Here is a 19,690-nt window from a genome sequence, read left to right as displayed (position 1 = left end):
CGCGGTCCGGGTACGACCCGGGTGACGCCCTCCGGGCGGGTCCCGTCCCGGAAGGTCACCGCCGATGCCCGCCACCCCCCGCACCCCCGAAGACCCCGCCACCCCGGACGGCATACCCGTCCCGGCCGATGGCACCCGCGCCGCGTCTCCGCCGGTCCTCGCCGAGGTCGTACGTTCCGGCTTCGTCGAGGGCCACCATCGCGGCAGCCTGGTCCTGCTGGCCGCCGACGGGTCGGTCGAGCTGGCGCTCGGCGACGCGACGGCGCCTGTCTTCCCCCGCTCCTCGAACAAGCCCATGCAGGCGGCCGGCGTCCTGCGCGCCGGCCTCGACCTGTCCGGGGAACGCCTCGCCCTCGCCGCCGCCAGCCACTCCGGGGAGAGTTTCCACCGCGACCTGGTGCGGAAGATGCTTCTCGAGCACGGGCTGACCGGTGACCAGCTCCAGTGCCCGCCCGACCTGCCGCTGGACGCCGTCGAGGCGGAGACGTACCTCGCCTCCGGTGCCGTGCGCGACCGGGTCACCATGAACTGCTCGGGCAAGCACACGGCGATGCTCGCGGTCTGCGCCCTGCGCGGCTGGCCCACCGAGTCGTACCTCGACCCCGGGCACCCGCTCCAGCAGCTCATCCACACGGTGGTCGAGGAGGCCGCGGGGGAGCCGGTCGCGGCGGTCGGTACGGACGGCTGCGGGGCGCCCCTGATGGCCATCGGCCTCACCGGCCTGGCCCGCGCCTTCCGCCACTTCGTCCTCGCCGCCCCCGGCTCCGCGGAACGCCGTGTCGCCGACGCCATGCGGGCCCACCCCGAGTACGTCGCGGGCACCCGGCGTCCCGACACCTGGCTGATGCGGGAGATCCCGGGCGCGCTGTCCAAGATGGGCGCCGAAGCGGTCCAGGCGGTCGCCCTCCCGGACGGCCGCGCCCTGGCCTTCAAGATCGACGACGGCGCCACCCGAGCCCTCGGCCCCGTCCTGGCCCGAGCCCTGACCCTCCTGAACGTGAAGTCCCCCATCCTCCAGAAAATAGGCAGGACCCCCTTGCTGGGCGGAGGCAGGGAGGTGGGCGAGATCAGGGCCACGTTCTGAGAGACGGGACGCCCAGCAGGGGGCGCGGGGAACGGCGCGACAAGCCCCCTCCGGGCGCGCGCCGGTCCGGCGGCCGGGAGCAGGGGTGGGGGCGAAGCCCCGGGGGTGCCGGGTGGTGTCCAGGGGCGCGGGGAACGGCGCGACCGGCCCCCGCCGGGCGCGTCGCTGGACCGACGGCCGGGAGCAGGGTCGGGGCGAAGCCCTGGGAGCGCCGGGGCGGGCCAGGCGCGTCGGCGGCGGCGGAAATCCCCGCGACACCCCGCCGACGGACACCTAGCGTGGGCCCATGACCCCGCACGACACCCCCGCCCCCACCCCCCTCACGGTCCGCCCCCTCGCACCCCCCGACATCCCGGACTGGCTGCGCGCGCTGAACACGGGGTTCCTGCGCCCGCCGACGGTGTCCAAGGAGGAGACCGAGGCGCGCGGCGCGGGACTGGTCCTGCCGCGCACCCTGGGCGCGTACGACGGGGACCGCTGCGTGGCGACGTTCCGCTCGTTCCCCCAGGAGCTCACCGTGGTGGGCGGCGCCACCGTCCCCGCGGACGCGATCTCCAGCGTCACCGTCTCGCCCACGCACCGCCGCCGCGGCCTGCTGAGCCGCATGATGCAGGCCGACCTCGCGGCGGCGAGGGAACGCGGCGACGTCGTCGCGACGCTGATCGCCGCCGAGTACCCGATCTACGGCCGCTACGGCTTCGGCCCCGTCACCACCACCGCCGAGTGGACCATCGACGTCGCGCGCACGGGACTCGACCCCCGCTGGGCGGGCCCCGCCGACGGCGGCCGCGTCGACCTCGTGGACGCCGACGACGTGCGCCGCGACGGACCCGGACTGCACGAACGCTTCCGACGCGACCGGCCCGGCGCCGTCAACCGCGACGACCGCTGGTGGCAGATCAACACCGGCGTCCTGCGGCTCGGCGGCGACCCCTGGAAGGAACCCTTCTACGCCGCGTACCGCTCGCCGTCCGGCGAGATCGAGGGCCTGGTCTCCTACGAGTCCGACGACCACTGGGACGACGCCAACCAGCCGCAGAACACCGCGACGGTGAACTGGCTGCTCGCGGTGACGCCGGCCGCGGAGCGCGCCCTGTGGCGGTACCTCTGCTCGATCGACTGGATCGCCCGCGTCAAGACGGGCAGGCGCGCCCCCGACGACCTGGTGCCGCAGTTCCTGCCGGACCCGCGGGCCGCGCGCATCACCACCCAGTCGGACTGGCTGTGGGTACGTGTACTGGACGTCGTACGGGCCCTGGAGGCACGGACGTACGGGGCTGCCGGGACGCTCGTCCTGGAGGTGACGGACGAGAGCGGGCCGGCAGGTGGCCGCTACCGGCTGCACGCAGCTCCGGACGGGACCGCGACCTGCGCCCCGACCACCGAGGACGCCCAACTCACCGTCCCGGTCGCGGACCTGGCCACCCTCTGGCTCGGTGACGACTCCGCGGAGCGGCTCGTGGCGCTCGGCCGGGTCCGGGAACGGCAAGAGGGCGCCGCCTCCGTCGCCGACGCCCTGCTGCGGACGTCCAGGCGACCGTGGTGCCCGGACATCTTCTGAACTACCGCTGTCGGTCCGTCGGTTCTCCTTCCACGCGGGTGCCGGGCTGTTGTCTCCCGTGATCTCTGATCTCTGTCTCTTGATCCGTAGCGATTCAGTTGTGGTTGTTCTTCTGGTGGTGCGGTGGTGCGGACCGACCGGGCTCCCGGCTCCCCTCCGGAGGGGAGACCGGTCGGCCGGGCTGGCGGACGGCAGGCGTCCGGTCAGCCGGACTGGGCGAGCAGCATCACGAGGATCACCGCCCCGATGCCGCTGATCATGGTGTTCTTGGCCTTGAGGCCGACGGACAGCGCGACGAACGCGATGATGCCCATCGGTCCGTACTTCCACTGGATGAGCTGCTCGAATCCGATGGCGAGGGCGGCGACGGCGAGGGCGATGAGCGGCATGACGGTCCCTCCTTCGGGACGGGGAGGCGAACCCCGTTGAGGACCGTCCGCCTCGTCACCCGATCCGAAGGTGATGCTCAGGCGGCCAACCCCCGTGAAGCTTGACCATGTTGTGCAAGTTGGTGACCAACTCACTGCTAGTTATCTCCATGTTGGGACGACTCATAACCACCTATCCGGCAACTGCCCAAAGATGGCGGGAAGTTGTAGTGTTTGGTCGTGGAGCCGGAACATGCCTCCGTCAACGGGCGGAAGAGGTCACCACGGCCGCCCAGGTCACACCGCGAGGTGGCCGACGAACTGCGCAGCCGGATCAGGTCCGGTCAGCTGCGGGCCGGTGAGCGCATGCCCACCCAGGCCAGGCTGGCCGACGAGTTCGGCGTCGAGCGCGGCGCGGTGCGCCAGGCGCTGCGCATCCTGCAGTCGGAGCGGCTGCTCGTCAACGTGTCCAAGGGGAGCCCGGCGACCGTCGCGGAACCTCCCGAGAGGGCTCTGACCGGCCCGGAAGCCCTGCCGCAGCCGACCACGGTGGCGCTCGGCGCGCGGGTGACGGCCGCGTTCACCGCCCCGCACGTGGAGATCGACGCGCTGTGTCTCACGTCGATCTCGCTGACCCTCGCCATGGGGGAGCCGCTGCGTCAGATTCACGCCGGACGCATGAAACCGGCCAGGGTGGACGTCCGCGTGCTGCTTCCGAGCAGTGACATCGACCTGGCCTTCCCGGCGCCCGTCGACGCCCGCTCCGACAGCCGGCTCCAGCGCAACTGGCTCGCCAACCGCAACGCGCAGGGGCAGGTGCTGCGGCACAACCTGCTGGCCCTGCGCTCCTCCCACGGCGTCGACGTCCATGTGACCTTCCGGGCGCTGCCGTTCACCCCGCCGGTGAAGTTGTACCTGCTCAACGGCGCCGAGGCCCTCTTCGCGTACTACACGCTCGCCCGGCGTGAGGAGGAGATCGACCATGAGCAGCTGCAGTTGTACGACGTCCAGGGCACCCGCTCCACGCTCTTCCCCTTCGCCCAGGGCGCGGGGCTGCGGGACACGACGTTCGTGGAGCAGTCCCACCTGTGGTTCAACGCGCTGTGGGAGACCATCAGCTCCGAGCTGGTGCTCTCGGGCTGAGGCCTCCCGGATGCGGTGCCGCGCAGCTCACAGAGCCGGGCCCGAGACCATCAGGGCGAGCACGACCGCCCCGATGGAACTGCACGTGGGGCTCTTGGCCTTGATCCCGATGGCGAGCAGCAGCAGTCCGACGATGCCGGACGGGCCGTACTGCCACTGGACGAGCTGCTCGAAGCCGACGACGAAGACGGCGGAGAGGAGGGCGATGACGGGCATGTGGTTCCTCCTGCGGTGGAAGGAGGGCCGGCAGGGGGACCGACCACGATGGGGAGGCAAAACTTCCGCCAACTTGGCCAGGTTGGTTGCCAACTATGGTTAAGTTGTCCCCACTTGGCTACCAGTCATAAACAACTTTCAAACAACTGCCCGTAGATGGAGGGCAGTTGTAGCGTCTGGTCGTGACTCAGGAGAACGTGGCCGTGAACGACAGCAGAAGGCTCTCGCCGCAGCAGATCGCCGACACCCTCCGGGAGCGCATACGGACCGGTGAGCTCAAGGCGGGCGACCGCCTGCCCACCCAGGCCGAGCTGGCCGACGAGTTCGGCGTGGAGCGCGGCACCGTCCGCCAGGCCCTCGGCATGCTCCAGACGGACGGCCTCCTCAGCAACGTCAGCAAGGGCAGCCCGCCGCGCATCGCCGACGTCGCTCCCACCCGGGACGGGCCGCAGCCCACGATGGTGGGGCTCGCCCCCCGGCTCACCGAGGCGTTCTCCGTGCCGCACGTGCGCATCGACGCGGCCTGCCTGACGGCGGAGACCCTGATGATGGCGATCAGCGAGCCCGTCCGGCAGATCCACGACGGCAGGCTCAGCCCGCAGTCCATCGACGTCCGCATCCTGCTGCCCTCCCGGGACATCACGCTGGCGTTCCCGGTGCCGGTCCCCGGGCAGGGCGAGGACGACGACGCCGTCCACAAGCGGTGGCTCGGCCAGCGCAACGCGCAGGGGCAGGTGCTGCGGCACAACCTCCAGTCCCTGCGCTCCTCCCACGGCATCGACGTCCATGTGACCTTCCGCGCGCTGCCGTTCACCCCGCCGGTGAAGCTGTACCTGCTCAACGAGTCCGAGGCGCTGATCGCGTACTACATGATCGCCCGGCGCGAGGAGACCGTGGAGAGCGAGGTCCTGGAGATGTACGACACCATCGGCGCCAGGTCCCTCCTCTTCTCCTTCGAGAAGCGGGCCGGCCGGCGGGACGCCGCGTTCGTGGAGGAATCGCAGAAGTGGTTCGACGCCCTCTGGGAAACCATCACCACGGACCTGAAACTCTCCTAGTGACTTCTGAAACGGCGCAGACCGAAGCGGCGGCGACACGGACGGCGAAGCTCAGGGATGCGATCACCCGCGCCCGCTTCGTGCTCTTCGACTTCGACGGGCCCGTCTGCCGGCTGTTCGCGGGCCACTCTGCGGAGCGGGTGGCCCAGGATCTGGTCGAGTGGCTCGAACGGCAGGGGATGCGCGGGCTGCTGACCGCGGAGGAGCGGGTGCACCCCGATCCGATGGTGGTGCTGCACGCGGTCAACCGGCGCCGCCCGCACAGCGACCTGGTGGCCGAGCTGGAAGCGCGCTTCACCCAGCAGGAACTGAAGGCGGTGGTCTCCGCGTGGCCCACCGCGTACGCCGACCCGGTGATCCGCACCTGGAGCGCGGTGGGCGCCCGTCTCGCGATCACCACGAACAACTCACCGCAGACCGCTGCGCGTTACCTGTCGAGCCGCGGCCTGACCGAGTGCTTCACACCCAACATCTACGGCCGCACCCAGGATCTGCACCACCTCAAGCCGGACCCGCACTGTCTCAACCGGGCCATGAACGCCCTGGGCGCCGCTCCGTCCACGGCGCTCATGATCGGCGACGCCCCCTCCGACCTGCACGCGGCCCAGCGCGCCGGAGTCCCCTTCCTCGGCTACGCGCGCAACGAGCGCAAGGAGAAGGTGCTGCGGGACGCGGGAGCCGAGGACGTGGTGTCCTCGCTGGAGACCGTGCTGCGGATTCTGCGCGGTCAACTCTGAGCCCGGAGTGCGATACGTGCGCGACATCGGGTACTCGTCCGGGGCCGCGCCCGCCCGAACGGCGGCCCGGCAGCCGGTGCGCGGCCAACCCGACCGTGTGAACCTCGAAGGGCGGCGTCCGGTGCCCGTGCCGGCGGTCCTGCCTGTTCAGTGCCCGCTTCCGGGTGAAGAGGAGGCCATACGTTCAGGGAAGGGGGCGAGGTGATCGGAAGAAACCTTCTGGCACCATGCGCACTCATGGGGGAGTACCGTGCTCCCCTCTTTCCTCATTGGTTGCGGTCTCACGTGAGAGAACGGTCAATGTCAGCCCAATCGGCTTCCCCGGCGCTGCTGCGAGCCGTCGCGGTGAGCGGTGACGCGGACGTGGTCGAGGGGCCGCTCCACGGCTACCACCACGAGACGTACGTCTTTCCCCTGCCGGGCGGTGCCGAGGCGGCCGGGCAGGTCCGTTGGAAGTGCCGGGAGCCGCGCCCCGACCTGCTGTGGTTCGACCGGCGGTGCTTCGCCTCCGAGGAGCAGCTGCTCCGGTCCCTCGAAGGGCGGATCGACGGCATCCCCGAGCTGATCGAAGCGGGGTCCGCCCGCCTCCAGCGGTTCGTCGAAGGACACACGCTGGGCCGGCTGTACGGGTCCGGCACCGAGGTCCCCGAGCCGCTCGTCCGGCAAGTCATCGCCCTGTTCGGCCAGTTGGCGGCCATCCGGCCCGGCTCCCTGTCCGCCGAGCGCACCTGCGAGCCCGCGGACCGCGCGACCGAGGCGGACAGCTCGGGCTTCCTGGAACGGCTGGTCCTGTTCACGGAGGAGCGGGTGTACCGGCAGAACCTGCCCCGCTTCGCGGGCCTCTTCCGCGACCTCGGGCTGGACGAGGACTCCTTCAAGAAGCTCCGCAAGCGGGTGTCGGGCCTGACCGAGCGCCCCTTCTGCCTGCTGCACGCCGATCTCCACCGCGAGAACTTCGTGGTCGACGCCGAGAACCGGCTCTGGACGATCGACTGGGAGCTGGCGATGTTCGGCGACCCCCTGTACGACCTGGCCACGCACCTCTACCTGATGCGCTACCCGGCGGACCAGGAACGCCGGGTGGTCCGCCGGTGGCGCGAGGTCGTCGACGGCGTCACCCCCCGCAGTTCGGCCGGGTACGCGGACGACCTGCCGAAACTGCTCGCCTACAAGCGCGCCCAGTCCGTGTTCACCGACGTCATCCGGACGGCTCTGACGCTGACCCCGGGACCGGCCTCCGGGCCCGTGACCGATCGGGAGTCGCTCGACCGTGCGGGCCGCAGGATCGAGAAGGTGCTGATCGCCGCGGAGGGGCCGCTGGAGATCGACAGGACGCCGGTCACGCAGGACATCGTCCTCGCGCTCGAAAAGTGGTGCCGGGGGGCTTGAACCCGGGTGGGGAAACGCTATCGCTCCCTCACACCCCCAGCACCACCTTCCCCACCACCCCCCGCCCCTCCACCGCCGCGTGGGCCTCGGCCGCTCGGTCCAGGGGGAAGACCTCGCCGATCACCGGACGCAGGCGGCCCGCTGCCGCCTCCGTCAGGGCGGTCGTGGTGTGGCGGTGCAGGTCGGCGGGGGTGAACTGGACGTCGGTGATGCCGAAGAGGGTGATGGCGCGGCGGTGGGCCTCGGCGGGGTCGACGGGGGCGAAGCCGCCGGTCGGTGCCCCGTGGGCGGAGAAGCGGCCGCCGTCCGCCGTCAACGCGAAGGACCTCAGGCCGAGTTCGCCGCCCACCCCGTCGAGGACGACGTCCGCGGCCTCCGGCCGGCCCCCCGCGCCTCCGCCGAGAGCCGTGCGCGCGGTGTCCGGCCAGTCCGGAAGCGTCACGTCGACGACCGCGTCGGCGCCCAACTCCCGTACCAGAGCGAGCTTCTCGGCTCCCCGGGCCGCTGCGACCACCCGTGCCCCGCGGGCGTGGGCCAGTTGGACGAGCAGGGTGCCCATGCCTCCGGAGGCGCCGAGGATCAGCACGCGGTCCGTGGCGCCGAGACCGGTCAGTTCGAGCAGGCCGGCCGCCGTGACACCGTCGTGGACGAGGGCGGCGGCGGACGAGAGCTCCAGGGCGTCCGGCACGACGGTCAAGGCCGTGACCGGCGCCACGGCCCGTTCGGCGTAGCTGCCCTCCACGAACGCCGTCACCCGGCGGCCGATCCACTCTTCCGGGACCTCGGGGCCGAGTGCGCCCACCGTCCCCGAGACCCCGCCGCCCGGTACGTACGGAGGCGCCACTTCGAAGAACTCGCCACCCCAGCCGGCCCGGATCTGGGTCTCCACGAAGATCGTGTCGGAGTACGCCACGTCGATCAGTACCTCACCGGGCCCCGGCACCGGATCCGCGACCTCCGCCGCGACGAGCACCTCGGGACCGCCGAACTCCTTCACCTGTACTGCTCGCATCAGTCGCTCCTCGGCGTGATCGCGGACGTCGGTGAGGGGGTGGCCCCTCGGGATCAGTCTTCGACCTCAAGTCCAGTTGAGGTCAAGCGCCCGGATCGCGGGGTGCGTCCGGGCCTCCGGCGATGCGTACGCTCGGGGCCATGAGCGACACCGGACTGCGTGAACGCAAGAAGCAGCGCATGTACCAGGAGGTCTCCGAGACCGCGATCGGCCTTTTCCTGGAGAAGGGGTTCGACGCCGTGTCCGTCGCCGAGGTCGCGGCCGCCGCCGAGATCTCCAAGCCGACGCTGTTCCGGTACTTCCCCACCAAGGAGGACCTCGTCCTGCACCGCTTCGCCGACCACGAGACGGAGGCGGCGCGGGTGGTCGAGGAGGGCAGGGCGGCCGGGCGGTCCGCGATCGACGCCCTGCGCGAGCACTTCCTGGACGGACTGCGGCGCGAGGACCCCGTCACGGGGCTCAACGCGCACCCCGCCGTGCTCGCCTTCCACGGGCTGCTCTACGGCACACCCGCGCTGGTGGCACGCCTGGGCGGATACCTGGAGCGGTCCGAGGCCTCGCTCGCCGCGGTGCTCGCCGAGTCCCTGGGCGACGGACTCGAAGCGCGGCTCGCCGCCGGGCAGATCACCGCCGTACGCCGGATCCTCGCCCTGGAGAACTGGCGGCGGATCGCGGACGGCGAACCGGTGGGCGCGGTGCGCCCGGACGCCGTGACCGCCGCCGAGCGGAGTTTCGGACGGCTGGCGGCGGCCCTTCCGGAACTTGCCTGAGGGGAGCGGGACCCCACCGGGCATGCCTCGGTAAAAAATGTTACTCGGTTACGATATTCGGCTACGCTGGATGGAATGACGCCACCCGACTCCGCCCCCGGGCGTGCCCCCGACGCCCCGCTCGCCCGCTCCCTCGACCGTGAGCGCGCCTTTCACGACACCTGTCGCGCCGCCCTGGCCGCGATGGTCGACGGAGCCGAGGAACAGGTCGTCACCGGCGAGGACGTCTCCGCCTCCGGCGCCGACGCCGAGGTGCTCGGGTACGTGCTGCGCAGCCAGGCCAAGGCGTTGCGCGAGCTGCCCCAGGGACCGCTGTTCTTCGGCCGGCTGGACTTCGAGGACACGGGCGCCGCGGCCGGCGACCACGCGGGGCAGAGCTACCACATCGGGCGGCTGCGGATCAGCGAACGGCCCGCCACCCCGCCCCTGGTCGTCGACTGGCGGGCCCCCGTCTCGCGGGCCTTCTACCAGGCGAGCACCCGCGAACCGCAGGGCGTGGCCGTCCGCCGCCGCTTCGGCTGGGCCCCGGGCAGTCGCGGCGACTCCGCCGACCTCACCGGCCTGGAGGACGAGCCCATCGGAGCGGGGTGGCCGGGTGACCGAGGAGACGGCGCCGACGACGGCGTGCCCGGCGGCAGCCGCATCCTCGCCGGGGAGATCGAGCGCCCCCGCGTCGGCCCCATGCGGGACATCGCCGCCACCATCCAGCCCGAACAGGACGAGCTGGTACGAGGTGATCTCGCGTCCTCCGTCTGCGTGCAGGGCGCCCCGGGCACCGGCAAGACGGCCGTCGGCCTGCACCGCGCCGCGTACCTCCTCTACACGTATCCCCAGCGCATCCGCCGCGGCGGACTGCTGATCCTCGGCCCCAACCGCACGTTCCTCTCCTACATCGCGGAGGTGCTGCCCGCCCTCGGCGAGACCGGTGTGCGGCAGTCGACGATCGGGGAGGAGATCGCGGACCGCCCCGTCACCGGCGAGGACGAGCCGCGCACCGCGGTCGTCAAGCACGACGCCCGGATGGCCGAGGTGCTGCGCCGGGCGCTGTACGGCCACGTCGGCCTGCCCGCCGACTCCCTCGCCGTGCCGGACGGCACGTACCGCTGGCGGGTCCCGGTCGGGGTGCTGCGGCGCATCGTGGACGGCGTCCGCGCGGAGGAGCCGCCGTACGCCGTCGGGCGGGAGCGGGTGCGCACCCGGGTCGTGCACCATGTGCGGGCCCAGGCCGAACTGCGGGCCGGGCCGCAGTCGAGCGCCTGGGCGCAGCGGATCTCGCGGGCCCGGCCCGTCAGCGCGTACGTCGACGCGGTGTGGCCCCGGGTGCGCCCCGAGGAATTGCTCGCCCGGCTGCTCACCGACGCGGACGCCCTGGAGCGGGCCGCCGACGGTGTTCTCGACACCGAGGAGCGCAAGGCGCTGCTGTGGGCGAAGCCGCCGCGCTCGTGGAAGTCGGCGCGCTGGTCCGCCGCCGATCTCGTCCTCCTCGACGAGATCGCCGGGCTCATCGAACACCCCGAGGGCTACGGCCACTTGGTCGTCGACGAGGCGCAGGACCTGTCACCGATGGAGTGCCGGGCGATCGCCCGGCGGGCCTCCTTCGGATCGCTGACCGTCCTCGGGGACCTCGCGCAGGGCACGACTCCCTGGGCGGCGCGGGAGTGGGGCGAACTCCTCGGCCACCTCGGCAAACCGGACGCCGTCGTCGTGCCGTTGACGGTCGGCTTCCGGGTCCCCGAGGCCGTCGTCCGGCTCGCCAACCAGGTGCTGGAACAGCTCGGCGTGGGCGTACCGCCCGCCCGCTCCCTGCGCGGGGACGGGGAGTTGACGATCCTGCCGGTCCGCGACGCGCTGGCCGGGACCGTCGAGGCCGTGCGCGGCGCGCTCGCGCACGAGGGGTCCATCGGTGTGATCGCCGCCGACCCGGACGTCGAGGGCGTGCGGGAGGCGCTCGGCGCGGCGGGGATCGGAGCGGCCGGTCCCGACGAACCCGGCGCCCGGATCGCGGTGGTGCCCGCGAGCCTCACCAAGGGACTGGAGTACGACCACGTCGTGGCCGTGGAACCGGCCGCGATCACCGAGGCGGAGGAGCGCGGACTGCACCGGCTCTACGTCGTACTGACCCGGGCGGTCTCGCGGCTCGACGTGGTGCACGCCCGTCCGCTGCCCTGGTGACGTCGATCCCGGTGACGGCCCGCGTGGGTGTGCTCCGGTCTCCTCACCAGGGTAGTGGCCGTCCGTCGCGGAAGAAACCGCCGGTGGGGCCGTCGTCGGGGAGGGTGGCCGCCCAGAGGACGCTCGCGGCGCCCTCCTCGACGGGGCGGCCGCCCGCACCGCCCATGTCGGTGGCGACCCAGCCCGGGCAGACCGCGTTCACCAGGATCCCGTCGGAACGCAGTTCGGCCGCGAACATCCTGGTCAGGGCGTTGAGTGCCACCTTCGACGCCGAGTAGGCGGGGGTCCCGCCGCCCATGCTGGTGAGGGACGCCGCCTCGCTGGAGACGTTCACCACGCGCGGGTGCGCGCTCGCGCGCAGCTGCGGAAGCAGCGCCCGGGTCAGCCGCCAGGGCCCGTACAGATTGGTCTCGGCCGCCTCGCGCACGACGTCCAGGTCGGCGCTCGTCGCACGCTGCCAGGTGTCGTACGCGATCGCCGCGTTGTTGATCAGAACGTCGAGGGCGCCGATGTCCCGGGCCGCCGCCGTGACGTCGTCGTCGGAGGTGACGTCGAGGCGGAGCGGGCGGACGTCCCGGCCGCCGATGGCCTCGGCGGCGTCGGCGGCGCCCTTGGCGGAACGGGCCGTCAGGTACACGGTGTGGCCCTCGGCGGCCAGCCGGCGGGCGACCTCACGGCCGATTCCGCGGTTCGCCCCGGTGACGAGCGCGATCACGAGGGTGCTCCGGAGCCGTCCAGGAGTGGGATCAACTGCTCTTCCTCATAGGTCAGATGGGCTTCGAGTTCGCCGGTGAGGCGTTCCACCTCGGAGCGTACGCGCGCCGGGTCGCTCTCCCCGGGAGCGACGGCGCCGCGCAGTTCCTCCAGCAGCTCGGCGATCCGCGCGTGCTCGCGGCGCAGCCGCTCCAGGAGGGGCGCGGTCCCGGGCCCGCGGCCTTCGAGGAGCGGGAAGATGCCGAGGTCCTCGCCGGTGTGGTGGTTGTGCAGGCCCTGGCAGAGGGTCAGGCAGTTGACGCGGAGCTGGGCGCCCAGGGTCGCCGTGCCCTGGTCCGCCACCTCCTGCCGGATCAGGGCGAGTTCACGCCGGAAGGCGTCGTGGACGGCCTTCAGGTACTCGCCCAGGGAGCGGCCGGCGAGATCGGGCGGTCCGTCCTTGGGGAGCGCGCGCAGGGCGACGACGGGGATGACCCGGTCCGTCTTCGCCTGATAGTCCGCCCACCCCGGATCGGCCTGCGCCGCGCGGGCGAAGACCCGGTCCCGCTCGTCGCGTCCGAGGACGGTGGCCTCGGCCTCGTAGGTGAACACCCCGTCCTCGACGGTCACCCGCGGGTTCGCGAGGAGGTTGCGGAACCAGTCCGGGTCGCGGGGCGCGCCCCCGGCCGACCCGATGACGAGCACCCGCTCACCGCCGTCGTGGTAGTAGCCGAGGGGAGTCGTGTGCGGGGTTCCGGTCCGTGCCCCGAGGGTCGTCAGCAGAATCAGCCGCGCCCCCTCGAAAGGACCGCCGACGCGCCCGCCTCGGGCCCGGAATTCATCGATGACCTGTTGGTTGAAAGGGTTGGGCATTCTCGGCTTTCTTTTGGTTTCGGGCAGGGCGAATTGCCGCGGACGGAATGGGTTTCCGGCCGTCCGCGGTGACGACGGTGGGAAATGCCCGCGGCGGGATCACGCCTTCGCGCGAGGGCCACACGGGCACGCGTACGCGCTTCCGGACAGGCACGGCACCGCCTACGGAGGCGGGCAGCCCTGTCGGGCACGGCGTCGTACGAGGTCAGCGGCTCGGCGCGGCGCGTGTCTCACGCGGGGGCGCGGCGGAAGCCACTGGGGAAAGGGGGAAATGCGGGAGGCGGGCCTCTGGCCCGCGCCGGCCTCACTCGGAGGCCGGGCACCCAACTCGCTCACGGCACAAGGCCGACCCGGCAGTCATGACGCAACCGTATTGCCTCCGCGCGCGAAAAGGCAATACCCGTTTCCGGTCCCCTTTTCCGGTGGTGACGTTCGATCCGCCGGAAAAGGGGAGAGCGGTGGAGCGGTGGACGTACGGGAATTCAGGCGTCGAGCGCGGCGACCTCGATGCGGTGCAGGTCGTCCGGTTCCGCGACGACCCTGATCTCGGTGATGAGCCCGTCCTCGGCGATGGCGAAGCCGAGGACCAGACCGAGCCGGCCGAAGGGGGCCATGACGAGCCCGACCGTGCCGTCGAGGAGGGCCGGACCGGTGAAGCGGGCCCGGCCGGTGGCGGCCATCGCGCCCTTCGCGACCGTGGCCGCCCCGCTGACGACGACCGGTTCGGGGGTCGGGACGACGGAGCGGTCGGCGTGCAGGACGACGTCGGGGTGCAGCAGGGCGACCAGCGCCTCGAAGTCGCCGCCGCGGGTGGCGGCCAGGAACGCCTCCACGACACCGCGCCGCCGGGCCAGCTCCGCCTCCGGCAGCGGTGAGGCGCCCTTCACCCGGCGGCGGGCCCGGCTCGCGAGTTGCCGTACGGCGGCCGGGGAACGGTCGAGCAGCGGGGCGATCTCGTCGAACGGCACGGCGAACAGGTCGTGCAGTACGAACGCCAGCCGTTCGGGCGGGGCGAGGGTGTCGAGGACGACCAGCAGGGCCACGCCGACCGAGTCGGCCAGCACCGCCTCCTCCTCGGGGTCGGCACCGCTGCCCGGGGCTGCGGGCCGGTCGGCGACCCGTACGTCGAAGGGTTCCTCGTGGCGCCGCTCCCGCGCGCGCAGCATGTTGAGACACACCCGCGCCACGATCGTCGTCAGCCAGCCGGCGAGGTTGTCGACGGCGTCGGTGTCGGCGCGGGAGGCCCGCAGCCAGGCTTCCTGGACGGCGTCGTCCGCCTCGCTCAGGGTGCCCAGCATCCGGTGGGCGACGGCCCGCAGCCGCGGCCGCTGTTCCTCGAATAGCTCGGCCGACCACGCGATCTCGCTCACCGTGTCACATTCCCTTCGCCCCGGGTGTCAGGGCAGTAGAACACCGGAACCCGCTGACGGGGCCCGGGTTTTCGGACCCCGGCCCCCACACCCTGGGAGCAGCCATGACGACCGACCCGGCGAACCCGACCCGCCTGCCCACCCCGGCCACCTCCTCCGCCGAAGCCCCCGCCATCCCCTCGACGATCCTCGTCACCGGCGGCACCGGCACCCTCGGGAGCCTGGTCGTCCCGCTGCTGCGCGAGGCCGGACACCGGGTGCGCGTGCTGAGCCGGCACGCCCGCGAGAGCGACGACGGCGTCGCGTACGTGGCCGTCGACCTCCTCAAGGCCGAGGACGAGGACATCGAGGCGGCGCTGGACGGCGTCGGCACGGTCCTGCACCTCGCGGGCGGACCCAAGGGCGACGACGTCGCGACCCGCAATCTGCTGCGTGCCGCGCAGGCCGCGGACGTACGGCACGTCGTGTACATCTCCGTCATCGGCGCCGACCGTGTTCCGCTCGCCTGGCTCCGGTCCAAGCGGGAGGCCGAGCGCGTGGTCGCCGGGTCGGGGCTGCCGTGGACGACGCTGCGGGCGGCGCAGTTCAACGAACTGACCCTGAAGATGGTCGCCGGGATGGCCAGACTGCCGGTGTTCCCCGCGCCGGGCGGGCTGCGGCTCCAGCCGGTGGACGCCCGCGACGTGGCGGCCCGCATCACGGAACTCGCCCTCGGTAGCCCGTCCGGCCTGGTTCCCGACCTCGCGGGGCCGAGGGTCTACGCGCTCGCCGAACTCGCCGACGGGTACGCCCTGGCCCGCGGCAGGCGCCGCCGCCCCTCGCTTCCGGTCCGCATCCCGGGCAGGGCGGGACGCGCCTACCGTGCCGGCGACAACCTCTCGCTCGCCGGGGCCGACACCGGCAGGCGGACCTGGGAGGAGTTCCTGGCCGAGCAGGTGGGCTGACGGCGCAGGTCGGAGAGGGGGTGCACCCCTGCCCCCAGGGTCGGCCGGGGCCGCCGCCTGGGCGGGAAAACCCGCTGGACAGCGCCGCACGGCTCCTTAGGATCGCCACATGATCGAAGGCAGACTGGTACGACTGCGGGCGCTGAGCGCCGAGGACCTCGACGCTCACTTCCGGTGGCGCAACGACCCGGAGGTCGTGCACTGGGCCACCGGCGACAACCCCTACTTCGGACCCGTCAGCCGGGAGGCCATGGCCACCTTCCACGAGGCCCGGCTGCGGGACAACCCGAGCAGCGAGCTGACGTTCACCGTGGAGGACCTGGCCGACGGCCGGGCGATCGGCATGGCCGACTACCGCGACCTGGACCCGTTCGCCGGGCGGGCGACGGTGGGCATCACGATCGGGGAGCGCGACCGCTGGGGCGGCGGCTACGGCACCGAGGCGCTGAGTCTCCTGGTGGGCCACCTCTTCGGCGCCTGCCGTCTGCACCGCGTCGAGCTGGACACCTGGAGCGGCAACGAACGCGCCCTGCGCGCCTTCCGCCGGGTCGGCTTCGTCGAGGAGGGGCGCCGCCGGTCGAGCGTCCGGGTGGGGGACGCCTGGTACGACAGCGTCGAGTTCGGCCTCCTGCGCGAGGAGTGGGCCGCCGGCCGCTGACAAGCCCGTACGGCCGCACCGCGCGCCGACCCGGCGGTACCTCCGTGCGCACGGCCGCACATCGCACCGTGCACATTGCACGGCGTCCCACGGGTGTCCACGCCCGGCTCAGCCCCCGGCATGTCACAGATGCCGGGGGCTGTCTCGTCCCAGTGACGAGAGCCGGTCGTGGAAATCAGGAAGGTGATGGTCATGCGGGTGTTCGTGGCGGGCGGGACCGGGGTTCTGGGGCAGCGGCTGGTGCCGCAGCTCGTGGCCCGTGGTCACCAGGTGACGGCTACGACGACGAGCGCGGCCAAACTGGGGCTGCTGCGACGGCTCGGTGCGGACGGCGTCGTGATGGACGGGCTGGACGCGGTGTCGGTGGGCGAGGCGGTGGCGGGCGCCCGGCCCGACACGATCGTCCACCAGATGACGGCGATCTCCGTGGCCCACGCGGGCAAGCCCGACATCAAGCATCCGGACCGGTGGTTCGCCACCACGAACCGGCTGCGCACCGAGGGGACGGACCATCTGCTGGCCGCGGCCGAGGCGGCCGGTGTCTCCCACGTCGTCGCCCAGGGCTACGCGAGCTGGAACGGCATCCGCGAGGGCGGCTGGGTGAAGACGGAGGACGACCCGCTGGACCTGATGGAGGGGACGGCGGCCCACGGCGGCATGCTCGCGATGCGGCACGTCGAGGACGTCGTCCTCAAGGCGGGTGGCGCGGTCCTGCGCTACGGCGCGTTCTACGGACCCGGCGCCACCGACGACCAGGTCGAGCTGGTGCGCAGGCGGCAGTTCCCGCTGGTCGGGCGGGGGACCGGGTACAGCTCCTGGGTACATCTCGACGACGCGGCGAGCGCCACCGTCCTCGCGGTGGAGCAGCGCGTGACGGGTGTGTTCAACGTCGTCGACGACGAACCCGCCCCGGCCTCCGCGTGGCTGCCGCACCTGGCCGCGTGCGCCGGGGCGAAACGGCCGATGCGGATCCCCGTGTGGCTGGCCCGCGTGCTCGCCGGGGACCAGGCCGTGGTGATGATGACCGAGGGCCGCGGCTTCTCCAACGCCAAGGCCAGACGCGAACTCGGCTGGCAGCCCGGCCATCCCTCCTGGCGGACCGGGTTCGAGGAAGCGCTGACGTGACCCGCACCGAGGAGTTCGAGGAGCTGCGGCCCCTGCTCTTCGCGATCGCCTACCGGATCCTCGGCAGCGTGACCGAGGCCGAGGACGCGGTCCAGGAGACCTGGCTGCGCTGGGCGGCCTCCAGGACACAGCCCCGGTCGGCCCGGGCCTACCTCGCCGCCGTGGTCACCCGGATCTCCATCGACGTCCTGCGCTCGGCCCGGGTCAGACGCGAGGAGTACGTCGGACCCTGGTTCCCGGAGCCGCTCCTGGACGACCCGTACGAGGATCCCGAGCGGTCGGCGGAACTCGCCGACTCGCTGTCGATGGCCGCGTTGCTCCTGCTGGAGCGGCTGAGCCCTCTGGAGCGCGCGGTCTTCGTGCTGCGCGAGGTCTTCGGGTTCGGTTTCGGGGACATCGCCGCCGCCGTGGGGCGCTCGGACACGGCCTGCCGTCAGCTCGCGGTCCGGGCGCGCCGTCACATGGACGCGGGCCGGCCCCGCTTCGAGGTCGACCGCAGGGCACGCGAGGAACTCGCGGGCCGCTTCTTCGACGCGTTCCGGGAGGGGGACGTCGACGGACTGCGGGAACTGCTCGCCGGGGACGCGCAGTTGGTCGGCGACGGGGGCGGCAAGGCGCCGCAGCTGGTGGGTGGCGTCAGCGGCGCCGACAACGTGGCCCGGCTGCTGGCCGCGTTCGCCCCGGGGTTCGACCGGGTCGGGGTCACGCTGCGACAGCACGAGGTGAACGGCCTGCCGGGTGCGGTCCTGCGCGACCGGGACGGCAGGGTCCTCGGCATCTGGTCGCTCGAGACCCTGGACGGGCGCATCGTGACGATCCGCTCGGTCATGAACCCGGACAAGCTCACCCACATGGGCCCGGTGGCGGACGCCTGGGCCCTCGCCGCCGAGGCGGGCGGAGACGAGGGGTGGCCGCCAAGGGGGTGAGGAGGGGGAGGAGAGGTGTCGCGGTGGCCCGTCCAGCCCTGGTCGGGTCACCGGGGACCGACCGCCGAGCGGCCCCCCGAGACACCGGCCCCATCGAGACCCCCGAGACACCGGCCCCATCAAGGCCCCCGCGACACCGGCCTCGTGGAGGCGCCCGCGACACCGCCCATTGAGGCCGCCCCTCGCGACACCCGCCCGTCGATACGGGCCACCGACGTTTCGGCGGCCCGCCTCCGGAGCACTCGTCGGCACTGTCCGTTCCCAGTAGAGATGGTGGCCAGCGGCGGCGTTGACCAGCGGTCCGCCAGTTGGGGTGGGACGCCATGAGTGCATGGCGTCCCGGTGCATCTGGGTGTGAGGACCCGGGTGAGCGCCAGCCTCATGGGGTCCCAGTAGAACTGGCTGCGGTCGGTGCGGCTGACCTGCATCCATCCAGATTGGCAGGGACTTCAGGCGGCAGGGTGCGTTTCGTTTCTGCCAGGAAGTCGGACCCTGCCACGAGGGCCGGTCCAGCGGAACAGAGGATCGTTGTGGAAGGTTCGGCGTTCGGGCATGACGCGGAGAGTTGGAACAGATAGTCGACGTTCGGCCTCGGTGAAGATCATGGCGATCCTGTCGCGGTGGTCTTCACTGCTGATGTGGTGGTTGCTGGGGATCCGTTGGGACCGTCAGTGAGGATCGGCGATGAGCCCCAGGACGGTGACGAACTCGGGATAGGTCACGATGCGCTCCCGCTCGTCATAGCGTGCGCGGATCACGTTGCTGTAGCGCGCTTCCTCCTGAGGGAGTTGTTCCGCCCGCGTGAGCCAACGCTCTTGGAGGATCGGCTGGTAGTTCGTCATTAACCAAGATCGGATGAGTTTCTCGGCCTCCTTCGTTGCTATGTCGATCGTGTCGGGAAAGCGGCTGGCCAGCCCGAAGCGTTGACGTTGTGCCTTGACCAGTCCGTCGAGGTGGCCGACGCGGTAGTGACACGCGCCGTCGAGCCAGATGGCGTGCTTGCGGCAGAGTCGAAGCGCCGGAGCCATGTGGGCCAGTACAGGTCCTGCGATGCCTTGTCGCTGTATGCAGTGCCGACAAGCGACGTGGAGATCGGAGTGGGCGTGGACGGCTTCGCCGGCGCCGTCGGCGCGTGCAGCGAGACGGGCGAAGGCGGGAAGGGAGCGTTGCGGCGTCTCCATCGGGACGCCTGTCATGGTCGCCAGCCGTGGCAGTGCTGTTGGTGTCCAGCACCGCAAGGCGTCGGTGCGCTTGGTGAACAAGGGGTTGCTGTAGGGGGACAGACACTGCGCGATGCGGGCCGCATTCACGCGGTTCGCCGCGGCAAGGCGGTGTAAATAGGAGCCCAGCACCTCGCCGTGGACGGGTGGGAAAGAGACCGGCAGGAGCCGGACCGGAGCATCCCAAGGTTCCACGTGATCAAGCCGCCTTCGGCTTCTTGCCGCGCTTCATTAAAGCGGGCACTGGTCTGGCCATCTCGGCGGTGTGATCGAGTTCGACCGCATCCAGCATGCGTTTGGTGATCTTCTCGGCTCCGCTGTCGATCGCGTCGACGGTGGCCTCTCGGATCAGTTGAGAAGGCTGCCGATCA

General features: G+C 72.1%; 19 protein-coding genes. 12 read left to right on the top strand and 7 right to left on the bottom strand.

Annotation, left to right across the window (positions count from 1 at the left end; genetic code table 11):
• The first annotated feature begins 64 nt into the window (after positions 1-64).
• The gene (locus AB0C62_RS28180) at positions 65-1,084 is read left to right on the top strand and encodes an asparaginase (RefSeq protein ID WP_362977782.1); all 1,020 of its coding nucleotides are present in this window, start codon (positions 65-67) and stop codon (positions 1,082-1,084) included.
• 286 nt (positions 1,085-1,370) lie between these two features.
• Positions 1,371-2,645: a GNAT family N-acetyltransferase gene (locus tag AB0C62_RS28175; protein ID WP_362977780.1), complete on the top strand. Its 1,275-nt coding sequence runs from the start codon at positions 1,371-1,373 to the stop codon at positions 2,643-2,645.
• Between the two features lie 203 nt (positions 2,646-2,848).
• Here the strand turns inward: AB0C62_RS28175 and AB0C62_RS28170 are convergent, their stop codons facing one another.
• On the bottom strand, positions 2,849-3,034 hold the full coding sequence (locus tag AB0C62_RS28170; protein ID WP_081218099.1) for a hypothetical protein: 186 nt from the start codon (positions 3,032-3,034) through the stop codon (positions 2,849-2,851).
• A 213-nt stretch (positions 3,035-3,247) separates the two neighbouring features.
• On the opposite strand from AB0C62_RS28170, the gene AB0C62_RS28165 reads away from it, so the two are divergent.
• Positions 3,248-4,156 (top strand): GntR family transcriptional regulator, encoded by a 909-nt coding sequence (locus AB0C62_RS28165; protein ID WP_362977778.1) that lies wholly within the window; start codon positions 3,248-3,250, stop codon positions 4,154-4,156.
• 27 nt (positions 4,157-4,183) lie between these two features.
• On the opposite strand, the gene AB0C62_RS28160 is transcribed toward AB0C62_RS28165, so the two are convergent.
• Positions 4,184-4,372, bottom strand: coding sequence for a hypothetical protein (locus tag AB0C62_RS28160; protein ID WP_081218093.1), 189 nt, complete (start codon positions 4,370-4,372; stop codon positions 4,184-4,186).
• A 176-nt stretch (positions 4,373-4,548) separates the two neighbouring features.
• Between AB0C62_RS28160 and AB0C62_RS28155 the strand changes: the two genes are divergently transcribed.
• From AB0C62_RS28155 to AB0C62_RS28145, 3 genes are all read left to right on the top strand, one after another.
• Positions 4,549-5,430: a winged helix-turn-helix domain-containing protein gene (locus AB0C62_RS28155; protein WP_362977892.1), complete on the top strand. Its 882-nt coding sequence runs from the start codon at positions 4,549-4,551 to the stop codon at positions 5,428-5,430.
• Positions 5,430-6,167, top strand: coding sequence for an HAD-IA family hydrolase (locus AB0C62_RS28150; RefSeq protein WP_362977776.1), 738 nt, complete (start codon positions 5,430-5,432; stop codon positions 6,165-6,167). Before AB0C62_RS28155 ends, AB0C62_RS28150 begins: the two co-directional genes overlap by 1 nt.
• Before the next feature lie 300 nt (positions 6,168-6,467).
• Positions 6,468-7,556 (top strand): phosphotransferase, encoded by a 1,089-nt coding sequence (locus tag AB0C62_RS28145; protein WP_362977774.1) that lies wholly within the window; start codon positions 6,468-6,470, stop codon positions 7,554-7,556.
• A gap of 28 nt (positions 7,557-7,584) precedes the next feature.
• Here the strand turns inward: AB0C62_RS28145 and AB0C62_RS28140 are convergent, their stop codons facing one another.
• Entirely contained in the window at positions 7,585-8,568 is a 984-nt protein-coding gene (locus AB0C62_RS28140) for a zinc-binding dehydrogenase (protein ID WP_362977772.1), read from the bottom strand.
• A 140-nt stretch (positions 8,569-8,708) separates the two neighbouring features.
• On the opposite strand from AB0C62_RS28140, the gene AB0C62_RS28135 reads away from it, so the two are divergent.
• Both AB0C62_RS28135 and AB0C62_RS28130 read left to right on the top strand, forming a co-directional pair.
• Entirely contained in the window at positions 8,709-9,338 is a 630-nt protein-coding gene (locus AB0C62_RS28135; RefSeq protein WP_362977770.1) for a TetR/AcrR family transcriptional regulator, read from the top strand.
• A gap of 75 nt (positions 9,339-9,413) precedes the next feature.
• A complete protein-coding gene (locus tag AB0C62_RS28130) occupies positions 9,414-11,510 on the top strand; it encodes an AAA family ATPase (protein ID WP_362977768.1) in 2,097 nt (698 codons plus the stop codon).
• A gap of 43 nt (positions 11,511-11,553) precedes the next feature.
• Here AB0C62_RS28130 and AB0C62_RS28125 read toward each other — a convergent pair whose 3' ends face one another.
• The 3 genes from AB0C62_RS28125 to AB0C62_RS28115 all read right to left on the bottom strand — a co-directional run bounded on the left by AB0C62_RS28125 (position 11,554) and on the right by AB0C62_RS28115 (position 14,446).
• The gene (locus AB0C62_RS28125; protein WP_362977766.1) at positions 11,554-12,225 is read right to left on the bottom strand and encodes an SDR family oxidoreductase; all 672 of its coding nucleotides are present in this window, start codon (positions 12,223-12,225) and stop codon (positions 11,554-11,556) included.
• Complete coding sequence (locus AB0C62_RS28120) at positions 12,222-13,076, bottom strand: nitroreductase/quinone reductase family protein (RefSeq protein ID WP_362977764.1); 855 nt, start codon at positions 13,074-13,076, stop codon at positions 12,222-12,224. Before AB0C62_RS28120 ends, AB0C62_RS28125 begins: the two co-directional genes overlap by 4 nt.
• A 482-nt stretch (positions 13,077-13,558) precedes the next feature.
• Positions 13,559-14,446 (bottom strand): sigma-70 family RNA polymerase sigma factor, encoded by an 888-nt coding sequence (locus AB0C62_RS28115; RefSeq protein ID WP_362977762.1) that lies wholly within the window; start codon positions 14,444-14,446, stop codon positions 13,559-13,561.
• Positions 14,447-14,619: 173 nt separating this feature from the next.
• Here AB0C62_RS28115 and AB0C62_RS28110 point away from each other — a divergent pair, with 173 nt between their 5' ends.
• From AB0C62_RS28110 to AB0C62_RS28095, 4 genes are all read left to right on the top strand, one after another.
• A complete protein-coding gene (locus AB0C62_RS28110) occupies positions 14,620-15,390 on the top strand; it encodes an NAD(P)H-binding protein (protein WP_362977890.1) in 771 nt (256 codons plus the stop codon).
• Positions 15,391-15,499: 109 nt separating this feature from the next.
• Positions 15,500-16,048, top strand: coding sequence for a GNAT family protein (locus AB0C62_RS28105; protein WP_362977760.1), 549 nt, complete (start codon positions 15,500-15,502; stop codon positions 16,046-16,048).
• Positions 16,049-16,234: 186 nt separating this feature from the next.
• Positions 16,235-17,173: an NAD(P)-dependent oxidoreductase gene (locus tag AB0C62_RS28100; protein WP_362977888.1), complete on the top strand. Its 939-nt coding sequence runs from the start codon at positions 16,235-16,237 to the stop codon at positions 17,171-17,173.
• Positions 17,170-18,099, top strand: a complete 930-nt coding sequence (locus tag AB0C62_RS28095; protein ID WP_362977758.1) for an RNA polymerase sigma-70 factor — start codon at positions 17,170-17,172, stop codon at positions 18,097-18,099. Before AB0C62_RS28100 ends, AB0C62_RS28095 begins: the two co-directional genes overlap by 4 nt.
• 668 nt (positions 18,100-18,767) lie before the next feature.
• On the opposite strand, the gene AB0C62_RS28090 is transcribed toward AB0C62_RS28095, so the two are convergent.
• Positions 18,768-19,514: a TniQ family protein gene (locus AB0C62_RS28090; RefSeq protein ID WP_362977756.1), complete on the bottom strand. Its 747-nt coding sequence runs from the start codon at positions 19,512-19,514 to the stop codon at positions 18,768-18,770.
• Positions 19,515-19,690: the final 176 nt, after the last annotated feature.

Source organism: Streptomyces sp. NPDC048643 (assembly GCF_040650615.1).
Taxonomy (GTDB): domain Bacteria; phylum Actinomycetota; class Actinomycetes; order Streptomycetales; family Streptomycetaceae; genus Streptomyces.
The sequence above is the reverse complement of the archived record's forward strand: the minus strand, read 5'-3'. Positions and strand labels throughout refer to the sequence as shown.